This window comes from Citrobacter sp. RHBSTW-00986, assembly GCF_013783065.1.
GTDB classification, from domain to species: Bacteria; Pseudomonadota; Gammaproteobacteria; order Enterobacterales; family Enterobacteriaceae; genus Citrobacter; species Citrobacter braakii.
Genome location: NZ_CP056200.1, coordinates 4,292,657 through 4,305,621 on the forward strand (window position 1 = coordinate 4,292,657; position 12,965 = coordinate 4,305,621).

Annotated in this window: 8 protein-coding genes; 5 read left to right on the forward strand and 3 right to left on the reverse strand. The window is 54.1% G+C overall.

The genetic code is table 11. The features are described 5' to 3' along the window. Positions 1 to 488: 488 nt before the first annotated feature. Positions 489 to 3,197: a magnesium-translocating P-type ATPase gene (gene mgtA, locus HV345_RS20735; RefSeq protein ID WP_181636011.1), complete on the reverse strand. Its 2,709-nt coding sequence runs from the start codon at positions 3,195 to 3,197 to the stop codon at positions 489 to 491. A gap of 144 nt (positions 3,198 to 3,341) precedes the next feature. Beyond that, positions 3,342 to 3,395: a mgtA regulatory leader peptide MgtL gene (gene mgtL, locus HV345_RS26745; protein WP_223870169.1), complete on the reverse strand. Its 54-nt coding sequence runs from the start codon at positions 3,393 to 3,395 to the stop codon at positions 3,342 to 3,344. Between the two features lie 191 nt (positions 3,396 to 3,586). On the opposite strand from mgtL, the gene treR reads away from it, so the two are divergent. The 5 genes from treR to nrdG all read left to right on the forward strand — a co-directional run bounded on the left by treR (position 3,587) and on the right by nrdG (position 10,999). Further along, a complete protein-coding gene (treR, locus tag HV345_RS20740) occupies positions 3,587 to 4,534 on the forward strand; it encodes a trehalose operon repressor TreR (RefSeq protein WP_016155565.1) in 948 nt (315 codons plus the stop codon). A 157-nt stretch (positions 4,535 to 4,691) separates the two neighbouring features. Further along, positions 4,692 to 6,110 (forward strand): PTS trehalose transporter subunit IIBC, encoded by a 1,419-nt coding sequence (treB, locus tag HV345_RS20745; protein WP_016155564.1) that lies wholly within the window; start codon positions 4,692 to 4,694, stop codon positions 6,108 to 6,110. Between the two features lie 49 nt (positions 6,111 to 6,159). Next, entirely contained in the window at positions 6,160 to 7,812 is a 1,653-nt protein-coding gene (gene treC / locus HV345_RS20750) for an alpha,alpha-phosphotrehalase (protein ID WP_181636012.1), read from the forward strand. Positions 7,813 to 8,221: 409 nt separating this feature from the next. Continuing rightward, positions 8,222 to 10,360, forward strand: a complete 2,139-nt coding sequence (nrdD, locus tag HV345_RS20755) for an anaerobic ribonucleoside-triphosphate reductase (RefSeq protein ID WP_016151477.1) — start codon at positions 8,222 to 8,224, stop codon at positions 10,358 to 10,360. 174 nt (positions 10,361 to 10,534) lie between these two features. Next, positions 10,535 to 10,999, forward strand: coding sequence for an anaerobic ribonucleoside-triphosphate reductase-activating protein (gene nrdG / locus HV345_RS20760; RefSeq protein ID WP_016151476.1), 465 nt, complete (start codon positions 10,535 to 10,537; stop codon positions 10,997 to 10,999). Positions 11,000 to 11,031: 32 nt separating this feature from the next. Here nrdG and HV345_RS20765 read toward each other — a convergent pair whose 3' ends face one another. Next, on the reverse strand, positions 11,032 to 12,945 hold the full coding sequence (locus HV345_RS20765) for a transcription antiterminator (RefSeq protein ID WP_049043244.1): 1,914 nt from the start codon (positions 12,943 to 12,945) through the stop codon (positions 11,032 to 11,034). Between the last annotated feature and the right edge of the window lie 20 nt (positions 12,946 to 12,965).

Below are 12,965 nucleotides of genomic sequence, written 5' to 3' on the forward strand. Positions count from 1 at the left end.
GATTCTCCGAACCTGTGCAACAGCGGCACCATATAAATAAATTTATATAGAAGCGAGTATATCCAAAGACATATTTCATAACAACGAATCATCGCCATGAATATATATCTCAACGCATTGTTTTTATTGGAATTGATAAAAATAAGAATAAAGGAATCATTAAAAAAAACATAAAATACAACATGTTGCAATCATAGATTTTTATGTAAATTTTTTAATTCTCGATATTTTACGGAATGAATGGAGGGGGAGTGCTAAGGCATATCTTATAAATTATAATTTTTAATATATGAATATTAAAAAACAATATTCTAGGTGAATTTATTCACTTATCATTCACATTTATCGAATTAATTATCTTTTAACAGAAATAATAATACGCATGAATTTTCTGCGGCGCGAATCATCGGGCGATTCCGATACTCCTCCTGCGCCAGGTTACAGCTGCGTTGGCTTTTTAAGGGGCCAACGCAGCCGATATCTTGTGCTTACTGCCAGCCGTAGCGGCGGCTATAAAAACCTTTCACGAGCTGGGTTAATGTCATGTAGCCCGCCAGAATCGCAATCAGCCACGGGAAGTAGCTCAGCGGCAGCGCCTGCAATTGCAGATAGTTGGCCAGCGGCGAGAACGGTAATGCAATGCCTACCACCATGACCACCAGCGTCATCAGCATCAGCGGCCATGCGGCGCGGCTTTGGATGAACGGCACGCGGCGGGTACGGATCATATGCACAATCAGCGTTTGCGACAGCAGGCCTACCACGAACCAGCCAGACTGGAACAACGTCTGATGTTCTGGCGTATTCGCATGGAAGACGAACCACATCAGGCAAAATGTCAGAATGTCGAAGATCGAGCTGATCGGTCCAAAGAAGATCATAAAGCGCCCCAACTCGCTGGGATTCCAGCGCTGCGGCTTTTTGATCTGCTCTTCGTCGACGTTATCAAATGGAATCGCCACCTGGGATACATCGTACAGCAGATTCTGAATCAGTAAGTGCAGCGGCAACATCGGCAGGAACGGTAAGAAGGCGCTCGCCACCAGCACGCTAAACACATTACCGAAGTTAGAACTGGCCGTCATTTTGATATACTTCAGCATGTTAGAAAAAGTACGGCGTCCTTCGATCACCCCTTCTTCCAGCACCATCAGACTCTTTTCCAGCAGGATGATATCAGCCGCTTCACGCGCAATATCAACCGCGCCGTCAACGGAGATACCAATGTCCGCCGCGCGCAGCGCCGGGGCATCGTTAATGCCATCCCCCATAAAGCCAACCACATGACCTTCGCGCTTGAGCAGCGTGACAATGCGCTCTTTGTGCATCGGTGTCAGACGAGCAAACAGCGTGGTGCGCTGGGCCAGCGTTGCCAGCTCATCGTCGCTTACCCCTTCAATGCTGCTGCCGATAACCACATCGCCCGCATCCAGCCCCACTTCATGACACACTTTCGCCGCCACCAGCTCGCTATCGCCAGTCAGGATTTTCACCGTAATACCGCTGGCTTTCAGCGCTTTGAGCGCTGGCGCGGTGGTCTCTTTCGGCGGATCGAGGAACGCAATATAGCCTTCGAGGATCAGATCTGATTCATCAATACGCTGGTAATCGCCCTCACGCGCTGGCAGGTACTTCGTCGCCACCGCCACCACGCGCAGCCCCTGGCGGTTCAGCGTATCCGTGACGCGCTTCACCCGACGCAGCATGTTGTCATCTAACGGGACAACCTCACCGCTGTAGCGCACCTGGGTGCAGACGCTGAGGATCTCCTGCAGCGCGCCTTTGCACACCAGCTGATGCACATCGGTTTCTTCAGCGACCACCACCGACATGCGGCGGCGTTCGAAGTCAAACGGGATCTCATCAATTTTCTGCCAGCGGGTAGAGAGCTGGCGGGCTGATTCTTCGTCCACGCCTTCCAGCACTGCCGTATCCAGCAGATTCTTCAGCCCGGTCTGGTAATGACTGTTCAACCACGCAGAATGCAGGACGTGCTCACTGGGTTTACCAGATATATCTGTATGATTCTCAAGTACAATTTTGTCTTGTGTCAGGGTGCCCGTTTTATCGGTACACAGGATATCCATCGCGCCAAAGTTCTGAATGGCGTCGAGGTGTTTGACGATGACCTTTTGTTTTGACAGCTTCACCGCCCCGCGCGCCAGCGTCGAGGTGACGATCATCGGCAACATTTCCGGGGTCAGCCCCACCGCGACAGACAGGGCAAACAGCGCCGCTTCCCACCAGTCGCCTTTGGTATAGCCGTTGATGATGAGCACAATCGGCGCCATCACCAGCATAAAACGGATCAGCAGCATGCTGACGCGGCTGATCCCTTTCTGGAAAGCATTCTGCTCGCTTTCCTGCTCGCTGACGCGGCCCGCCAGTTGCCCAAACCAGGTATTGGCTCCGGTCGCAATCACGATGGCCTGCGCCGTGCCGCTCACCACGTTGGTGCCCATAAAGCACAGGGTATCGCATTCGAGCGGGTTGCTTTGCTGCGGGTCGCGGCTGGTTGCGACTTTCTCCACCGGCAGCGATTCACCGGTCAGCGAAGCCTGGGCCACGAACAGGTCACGAGCCTGCACCACACGCAGATCGGCCGGGATCATATCCCCTGCCGCCAGCTTAATGATATCGCCGGGAACTAACTGGTCGATCGGCAGTTCAACCCAGCCGTTCTCTCCTTTCTCGTTGATAACGCGCAGCACCGTAGCGGTGTTACTGACCATCGCTTTCAGCGCATCTGCCGCTTTGGTGGAACGCGCCTCCTGCACAAAATTCAGCATCGTAGAGATGACGACCATCAGAGCAATGACGCCAGCGGCAAACAGATCTTCGGTGGCATAGGAAATCGCACCGAGGATGGTCAACAAAATATTAAACGGGTTACGGTAGCAGACCCACAGATGCACCCACCACGGCGACGGCTTCTGCGCCGGCAGTTGGTTCTCACCATGTAATTCGCGAGCGTTTTCCACTTCTGCGGCGTTTAATCCTTCCGGGTGCGCGCCAAACGTTTTCCACAGCGCGGCTTCGTCCATCAGCGCCATTTTCAGACAATGTTCGCTCAGCGATGGTGGGATCGGCGTGCTGGCAACGGTCTGGGCATTAGGCAACGGATCGCGATGCACCAGACGATGTGGTAAATGGCGGTTTAGCCGGGCAAATAGCTGGCGAGTAATATTTTTGAACATAGGCAGTCCCTCTGCGCCAGTCTCAACAGGCGCAGTAAATCCTTCAGGCGTGGCAAAGCCTTACCTGATGGCAATATTAAAATCACAACAGGGACGTCAGAACGTCACTGTCTTACTGCTCCGGTAAGACAGTGAAAGACAGGCTTACCGGAAAGGGGAGTTTCTCCATCTCGGGAGAGGGGTGGGATCGGGATCCATATAGCCTCCGGTAAGTGAATGATTTGCGCTGCGGATTATACGCAGAAAACCATAAGGTTTGTGGCAATTATGGCAGTATGATAAACCATGGAAACTAAACCAAACGTATACCAGACTTTGCCCATTGCGCTGCGCTTGAGTAAAGTTATTCTCTATTTGGCATAACTTCACACGCAACACGGGAAAACAGGATGCAAAACCGGCTGACAATTAAAGACATCGCCCGCTTAAGCGGTGTGGGAAAATCAACCGTTTCCCGTGTGCTTAACAATGAAAGCGGCGTGAGCGAACGCACCCGCGAACGCGTTGAAGCGGTGATGAATCAGCACGGTTTTTCCCCTTCCCGCTCCGCACGCGCCATGCGCGGACAAAGTGACAAGGTGGTGGCGATCATCGTCACGCGTCTGGACTCGCTTTCGGAAAATCTCGCCGTGCAAACCATGCTGCCCGCCTTTTATGAGCAGGGTTACGACCCGATCATGATGGAAAGCCAGTTCTCGCCCGAGCTGGTTGAAGAGCATCTCGGCATGCTCAGACGCCGCAATATTGACGGCGTGGTGCTGTTTGGTTTTACCGGCATAAGTGAATCCATGCTCGCCTCCTGGCAGGATTCGCTGGTGCTGCTGGCAAGAGATGCCAAAGGCTTTGCCTCCGTCTGCTATGACGATGAAGGCGCCATTCGCACCCTGATGCAGCGTTTATACGATCGCGAGCATCGCCATATCAGCTTTCTTGGCGTTCCCCATAGCGACGTGACCACCGGTAAGCGTCGCCATGAAGCCTACCTGGCGTTCTGTAAGAAACACAAACTGCATCCTGTAGCCGCGCTACCGGGTCTTGCCATGAAGCAGGGTTATGAGCAGGCCGCCAACGTCATCACCCCGGAAACCACTGCCTTAGTCTGCGCGACGGACACCCTCGCCCTTGGTGTCAGCAAATATCTGCAAGAGCAGCGAATTGAGAATCTACAGCTGGCGAGCGTGGGCAGTACGCCGCTGATGAAATTCCTCCATCCGGAAATTATCACCGTCGATCCAGGATATGCCGAAGCCGGACGACAAGCTGCCTCGCAGCTGATCGAGCAGATCAACGGCCGTAGCGAACTACGACAAATCGTTATTCCTTCCACCCTCTCCTGATCGCTTTCTGAGCGTTAATTTGTGATCTTCGCTACGTTTCGGGAACGTTCCCATTTTTAAAAAATCATCGACGATATACTCTGGCCACAGCAACGAGAGAGTTGCCAGATGGCGATGCTAAAACGTCTTATCCGGCCTACGGGGAACACACATCATCATGAGCAAAATAAAACAAGCAGACATCGACCGGCTGATTGAGCTGGTAGGCGGGCGCGACAATATCGCCACGGTAAGTCACTGCATTACTCGCCTGCGTTTTGTGCTGAATCAGCCTGCGAATGCCAGGCCAAAAGAGATCGAACAGTTGCCAATGGTCAAAGGCTGCTTCACCAACGCCGGGCAGTTTCAGGTGGTGATTGGCACCGAAGTGGGCGATTACTACAAAGCGCTGCTGGCGACAACCGGTCAGGCCAGCGCCGACAAAGAGCAGGCGAAAAAAGCCGCGCGGCAGAATATGAAATGGCACGAACAGCTGATTTCTCATTTTGCGGAGATCTTCTTCCCGCTGCTGCCAGCGCTGATTAGCGGCGGCTTGATCTTGGGTTTTCGTAATGTGATTGGCGATCTGCCCATGAGCAACGGGCAGACGCTGGCGCAGATGCACCCTTCGCTGAAAACCCTTTACGACTTCCTGTGGCTAATTGGCGAAGCGATCTTCTTCTATCTGCCGGTCGGGATCTGCTGGTCAGCAGTGAAGAAAATGGGCGGAACGCCGATCCTCGGTATTGTGCTGGGCGTGACCCTGGTTTCACCGCAGCTAATGAACGCCTATCTACTCGGTCAACAGGTACCGGAAGTGTGGAACTTCGGCCTGTTCAGCATTGAGAAAGTGGGCTATCAGGCGCAGGTTATTCCGGCACTGCTGGCCGGTCTGGCGCTCGGGTTTATTGAAACACGCATGAAACGCATCGTCCCGGATTATCTGTATCTGGTGATCGTCCCGGTGTGCTCGTTGATCCTCGCGGTGTTCCTCGCGCACGCCTTTATCGGTCCGTTTGGCCGCATGATCGGCGACGGTGTCGCGTTTGCGGTCCGTCACCTGCTGACCGGCAGCTTTGCCCCGATTGGCGCGGCGCTGTTCGGCTTCCTGTATGCCCCGCTGGTGATAACCGGCGTGCATCAGACCACGCTGGCTATCGACATGCAGATGATTCAGAGCATGGGCGGTACGCCGGTATGGCCGCTGATCGCACTGTCGAATATCGCTCAGGCCTCTGCGGTAGTCGGGATCATCATCTCCAGTCGCAAACACAATGAACGTGAAATCTCCGTTCCTGCCGCGATTTCCGCCTATCTCGGGGTCACTGAACCGGCCATGTACGGGATCAACCTGAAATACCGCTTCCCGATGCTGTGCGCGATGATCGGTTCCGGTCTCGCCGGACTGCTGTGCGGCCTGAACGGTGTGCTGGCGAACGGAATTGGCGTCGGCGGTTTGCCAGGCATCCTCTCCATCCAGCCGACTTACTGGCAGGTATTTGGCATGGCAATGGTCATTGCGATTGTTATCCCCATGGTACTGACCTCATTCGTTTATCAGCGTAAACACCGTATGGGCACACTACAAATTGTCTAACTTTTCTTCGGGGCGCAGTTGCGCCCCATCGTATTTCCAGGAAACAACCATGAATATTCCCCACTGGTGGCAAAACGGCGTCATCTATCAGGTTTACCCCAAGAGTTTTCAGGACACCACCGGCAGCGGCACCGGCGATTTACGCGGCGTGACGCAGCGTCTCGGCTATCTGCAAACGTTGGGGGTTGATGCCATCTGGCTAACGCCGTTCTATATTTCGCCGCAGGTTGATAACGGCTACGACGTCGCGGATTACATGTCTGTCGATCCGGCCTACGGAACGCTTGCAGACTTTGACGAACTGGTGGCGCAGGCGAAAGCGCGCGGCATCCGTATTATTCTCGATATGGTGTTTAACCACACTTCAACCCAGCACCCCTGGTTTCGCGAGGCGCTGGATAAAGACAGCCCGTATCGTCAGTTTTACCTCTGGCGCGACGGCACGCCAGACAGTCTCCCGAATAACTGGCGCTCCAAATTTGGCGGCAGCGCCTGGGGCTGGCACGCCGAAAGCGAGCAGTACTATCTGCACCTCTTTGCTCCGGAGCAGGCAGACCTGAACTGGGAGAATCCGGCGGTCCGCGCCGAGCTAAAAAAAGTGTGCGAGTTCTGGGCCGATCGCGGCGTGGACGGGCTGCGTCTCGACGTGGTGAATCTTATCTCTAAAGATCAGGACTTCCCGAGCGATCCCGACGGCGATGGGCGGCGTTTTTATACCGACGGCCCGCGCGCGCATGCGTTTTTACGTGAAATGAATCGCGACGTCTTCACGCCCCGCGGCCTGATGACGGTCGGAGAAATGTCCTCCACCACGCTGGAAAACTGCCAGCAGTACGCCGCACTCGATGGCAGCGAACTGTCGATGACCTTCAACTTCCACCACCTGAAAGTGGATTACCCCAACGGTGAGAAGTGGACGTTAGCCAAACCCGACTATGTGGCGCTCAAAACCCTGTTCCGCCACTGGCAGCAAGGCATGCACAATCAGGCCTGGAACGCGCTGTTCTGGTGTAACCACGACCAGCCACGCATCGTGTCGCGTTTTGGCGATGAAGGTAAATACCGCGTTCCGGCCGCAAAAATGCTGGCGATGGTGCTGCACGGTATGCAGGGCACGCCCTACATCTACCAGGGTGAAGAGATCGGCATGACCAATCCGCACTTCCGCCAGATTACCGATTACCGCGATGTGGAAAGCCATAACATGTTTGCCACCCTGAACGGCCAGGGGCGCGATGCGCAAGAGCTGCTGGCGATCCTCGCCAGTAAATCGCGCGATAACAGCCGCACGCCGATGCAGTGGGATGCCAGCAAACACGCGGGCTTCACCCAGGGTGAGCCGTGGATCAATCTGTGCGACAACGCAGCGGATATCAACGTGGCGGCAGCGCTGCGCGATACCGACTCGGTGTTCTATACCTATCAGAAGCTGATCGCATTGCGTAAAGCAGAGCCGGTTATCACCTGGGGCGACTATCAGGATCTGCTACCGGGCAGCCCGCATCTGTGGTGCTATCAACGTGAATGGCAAGGACAGCGGTTGCTGGTCATTGCTAATCTGAGCGATACCTTCCAGAGCTGGCAGCCGACCCAGACCGACGGCAACTGGCAGGTGCTGATGCACAACTATGCCGAGGTCGCCAGCCAACCCGCAGACATGACGCTGCGTCCTTTTGAAGCCGTCTGGTGGTTGCAAAAATAGCTTGCAATTATGTTCAGGCCCGGTACGCATAACGCTGCCGGGCTTTGATGCATACGCTCAGCTTACCTTTCTGTTTTTGTTGAATAATTAATCAGAATTTTCTGCCCACAATTTACAATCGGCTGTAGTGCCCGTCATCTGTACGCTCCGATTTTTACTTTGCGCTACATCAAATAAATCGTAAACATCCTTGATGCAAATCACTACATATAGAACTTAAAATGCACGCCGACCCAATATGTTGTATTAATCGACTACAATTGCTACAACTACAGTGCACCGCTTCACGGTGGAATTGTGGATAAAGTGGGTCAGGATTGCGGGAAGTCATTGGCAATAGAGATGAATAAAGCCCTGATGACCTCCCCAACCTCTGTGGATAACCTGTTCTTATAAATATGGAGTGATCATGACACCGCATGTGATGAAACGAGATGGCTGTAAAGTGCCGTTTAAATCAGAGCGCATCAAAGAAGCCATTCTGCGTGCAGCTAAAGCAGCGGGAGTCGATGACGCAGATTACTGTGCCACCGTCGCAGAAGTCGTTAGTAGCCAGATGAATGAGCGCAGCAAGGTCGATATCAACGAGATCCAGACAGCGGTAGAAAACCAGCTAATGTCTGGCCCGTACAAACAACTCGCCCGTGCGTACATCGAATATCGCCACGACCGTGATATCCAGCGTGAAAAACGTGGCCGTCTGAACCAGGAAATTCGTGGTCTGGTTGAGCAAACCAACTCTGCTCTGCTGAATGAAAATGCCAACAAAGACAGCAAAGTGATCCCAACCCAGCGCGACCTGCTGGCCGGTATCGTTGCCAAACACTATGCGCGTCAGCACCTGCTGCCGCGTGATGTCGTCCAGGCGCACGAGCGTGGTGATATTCACTATCACGATCTCGACTACTCTCCGTTCTTCCCAATGTTTAACTGCATGCTGATCGACCTGAAAGGCATGCTGACGCAGGGCTTTAAGATGGGTAACGCGGAGATTGAACCGCCAAAATCCATCTCTACCGCGACCGCCGTCACCGCGCAAATTATCGCGCAGGTCGCCAGCCATATTTATGGCGGCACCACCATTAACCGTATTGATGAAGTTCTCGCGCCGTTCGTTACCGAGAGCTTTAATAAACATCGTAAAACCGCTGAAGAGTGGCAGATCCCGGACGCCGACGGTTATGCCCATTCCCGTACCGAGAAAGAGTGCTACGACGCATTCCAGTCTCTCGAGTATGAAGTGAACACCCTGCATACCGCCAACGGTCAGACGCCGTTCGTGACCTTTGGTTTTGGCCTGGGAACCAGCTGGGAATCGCGTTTGATCCAGCAGTCCATTCTGCGTAACCGTATTGCCGGCTTGGGTAAAAACCGTAAAACCGCAGTGTTCCCGAAACTGGTGTTCGCGATTCGTGACGGTCTGAACCACAAGTTTGGCGATCCGAACTACGACATCAAGCAGCTGGCACTAGAGTGCGCGAGCAAGCGTATGTATCCGGACATCCTGAACTACGATCAGGTGGTCAAAGTGACCGGCTCGTTCAAAACGCCAATGGGCTGTCGCAGCTTCCTCGGCGTGTGGGAAAACGAGAACGGCGAACAGATTCACGACGGGCGTAACAACCTCGGCGTTATCAGCCTTAACCTGCCGCGTATCGCGCTGGAAGCGCATGGCGATGAAGCCACCTTCTGGAAACTGCTCGACGATCGTCTGGTGCTGGCGCGTAAAGCGCTGATGACCCGCATTGCGCGCCTGGAAGGCGTGAAGGCCCGCGTGGCGCCCATTCTGTATATGGAAGGGGCCTGCGGCGTGCGTCTGAAAGCGGACGATGACGTGTCAGAAATCTTTAAAAATGGTCGCGCATCCATCTCTCTGGGCTACATCGGTATTCACGAAACCATCAATGCGCTGTTTGGCGACAAGCATGTGTATGACAGCGAGCAGCTGCGCGCCAAAGGTATCGCCATTGTGGAACGCCTGCGCCAAGCGGTCGATCAGTGGAAAGACGAGACTGGCTACGGCTTTAGCCTGTACAGCACGCCAAGTGAAAACCTGTGCGACCGTTTCTGCCGTCTGGATACCGCCGAATTTGGCGTGGTCCCAGGCGTGACCGACAAAGGCTACTACACCAACAGCTTCCACCTCGACGTGGAAAAGAAGGTTAACCCGTACGACAAGATCGATTTCGAAGCGCCGTACCCGCCGCTGGCAAGCGGGGGCTTCATTTGCTACGGCGAATACCCGAATATTCAGCACAACCTGAAAGCGCTGGAAGACGTCTGGGATTACAGCTATCAGCACGTGCCGTATTACGGGACCAACACGCCAATCGATGAATGCTACGAGTGCGGCTTTACCGGTGAGTTTGAGTGCACCAGCAAAGGCTTTACCTGCCCGAAATGTGGTAACCACGACGCCGCGCGCGTATCGGTCACCCGCCGCGTCTGCGGTTACTTAGGCAGCCCGGACGCTCGTCCGTTTAACGCCGGTAAGCAGGAAGAAGTGAAGCGCCGCGTTAAGCATTTAGGGAACGGGCAGATCGGTTAATTTAGACGATTTTATTGCCCGGCGATGCGACGCTTTTCGGGCCATTATTTCCGCAACGCAATTCACGTCATAGCAAGGCAGCAAATGAGTAAGTCCCGGGGAGCTTACATAAGTAAGTGACTCGGGCGCACGAAGCAGCTATGGCGCGAATTGATAAACGGATGAGAAGCGCAAATGAATTACCATCAGTATTACCCTGTCGACATCGTTAATGGTCCCGGCACTCGCTGTACCCTGTTTGTTTCAGGATGCGTGCATGAATGCCCCGGTTGCTATAACAAAAGCACCTGGCGGCTCAATTCCGGCCAGCCGTTTAGCAAAGAGATGGAAGACAAGATCATTGCCGATCTGAACGACACGCGTATTCACCGTCAGGGGATCTCGCTCTCCGGCGGCGATCCGCTGCATCCACAAAACGTGCCGGATATTCTGCAACTGGTGCAGCGCATTCGCGCTGAGTGTCCGGGAAAAGACATCTGGGTGTGGACCGGCTACAAGCTCGATGAACTCGATGCCGCGCAAATGCAGGTTGTCGATCTCATCAACGTGCTGGTCGATGGCAAATACGTGCAGGATCTCAAAGACCCGGCGCTAATCTGGCGCGGGAGCAGTAATCAGGTTGTACATCACTTGCGTTAATTTCCAGCAGTAGAGGTTCTGTTTTCCGCCCCTCAAAAACGGCTCACACACTCCATTGCAACCGTTTTGAACTCGCTGAAATTCCGGCATGCGCAGAGTCGCGTCATCGCGCGCTCGCGCAGGAAGGTGACGAAAATATCGTAGATCGCCATCGCTTCTTCGTATTCGCTTTTGCTGATGGCGAGCAGGAAGATCACATGCGCCGTTTCATCCCCCCAGGCGATACCCTGCGGGGCGAGGATGGTGTAGACCACCGTTTTCTTTGCCAGCAGACCGAGGGCGTGCGGCAGGGCAATGCTGTCACCCAGCATGGTGCTGACGATGGCCTCACGTTCAACCACCGAATCAAGAAACTCCGCATCGACAAAGCCTTCATCCTGCAACTGGCGACATAAAACGTTGAACAACGTTTGTTGATCCATTGGCTCGTCGATCACACGAAAATGGGCGGCATCGAAGAATTTGTTCAACATCCACGGACGGGTTCTGTCGACCAGCACCAGTTTGCCAATTTGCTCCAGTTGATAATCGGTAGGGAACGGTGCAATCATCACCACAGGCTTATCTTTTTCACCAACCCGCGCGGTAGAGATGACGAAATCTTCGCTGATGCTTTCCCGCTGTTCGTAGTCGCGTAGCGTCACGGTATCAACGATTTCTATCTGCGGATACTTACGCGCCAGCACCGCCTCAATCATCCGCAGCATCGCATTTCCAGCATCGCATACCAGCAGAACTTTCGGCTGCCTCTGGTAACCGATGTTGTAACTACGCTCCAGCCCGACGCCAATATGCAGCACAAGGAAGCCAATCTCATTTTCACTGATGGTGTACGGCGTATATTTTCCCCATCCCGAGACAGCGGCCAGCGTCATGTCCCACGCCATCGGGTAGTGCTGTTTAATATTTTCCAGTAGCGGATTGGGGATCATTATCTGGTAACGCACCCGGGTGATCATCGTCTTAATATGCGTCAGCAGGTCAGCATGTAACTGTTTGTCATTCAACAGGTTGTAGTTGTACTGGCTGTTGATAAACCGCAGGATGTAATTGACCAGCGCTTCGTCATCATCCGCATTGATGGCGCTGGGGGCGATCTCTTGTACCTGGCGGGCGGCGATATGCACCTGCAGCCAGTTCTCTTCGGAAACGGTAAGCGGTTTATCCGCCAGTCGGTGCAATACCGCTGCGATTTCCCGCGTGGCCAGGCACACTGATTGCTCGGCTTCTTCTGCGGCAAATTCCGGGAGGGGATACCCTTCGCTAATCCGCCGTACCGCCACCGCGCAGTACAACCGCAAAAACAGCTCACCCTCATCGGTCAGGCGAATGTGAAAACGGGCAAAAATATCCTGCAAAACAGGTTGTAGCTGTTCAGGGATCCCGGCATTTAGTGCCTCTTGCGTCACTAGCGGGTGCTGTGGATCCTGCTGCGCCAGCGTCCATAGCAGATCGGTCAAACAGGCGCGGATCGCCATCTCGCTGCCAAACAGCTTCATACCGTGACGGGGGCGCGTTTCCAGCGTCAGATGATAACGTTGCAGATGCTCGCGCACCTCAGCCATATCGTTTTGCAGCGTCGCGCGGCTGATAAACCATTCATCAGCCAAATCCTCCAGCTTCAGCGAAAAGGCCGACGTCAGAAAACGAACCACCAGCCAGTGCACCCGCTCCTGGCTGGTGCGAGGGATGCGCAGCAACGCGTCTGGTCGCTGCGTTTGCAGGGCATGATAACGTGCCGGGTCGTCAATTTTGAGTTGATAACCGTTACCCCGGCTGAGGACAAACTGCGCGCCGTACTGAGTGAGCAGCGCGTTTAGCGCAGTGATATCCGCCCGTACGGTGCGTGTGGAAACCGACAACCGCTGCGCCAGCTCGTCCTGTGGAAGCGCTTCGTTTTGCAGCATGCCAAACAGCTGCGCTAAACGTTGGTTGGGGAATCGCACGTCAGTTTCCTCATCAGTCA

Excerpts from the sequence above, each read along its gene's own strand:
- treC (WP_181636012.1), top strand. The coding sequence starts at position 6,160 with ATGAATATTCCCCACTGGTGGCAAAACGGCGTCATCTATCAGGTTTAC.
- nrdD (WP_016151477.1), top strand. The coding sequence starts at position 8,222 with ATGACACCGCATGTGATGAAACGAGATGGCTGTAAAGTGCCGTTTAAA.
- treB (WP_016155564.1), top strand. The coding sequence starts at position 4,692 with ATGAGCAAAATAAAACAAGCAGACATCGACCGGCTGATTGAGCTGGTA.
- nrdG (WP_016151476.1), top strand. The coding sequence starts at position 10,535 with ATGAATTACCATCAGTATTACCCTGTCGACATCGTTAATGGTCCCGGC.
- mgtA (WP_181636011.1), bottom strand. The coding sequence starts at position 3,197 with ATGTTCAAAAATATTACTCGCCAGCTATTTGCCCGGCTAAACCGCCAT.
- treR (WP_016155565.1), top strand. The coding sequence starts at position 3,587 with ATGCAAAACCGGCTGACAATTAAAGACATCGCCCGCTTAAGCGGTGTG.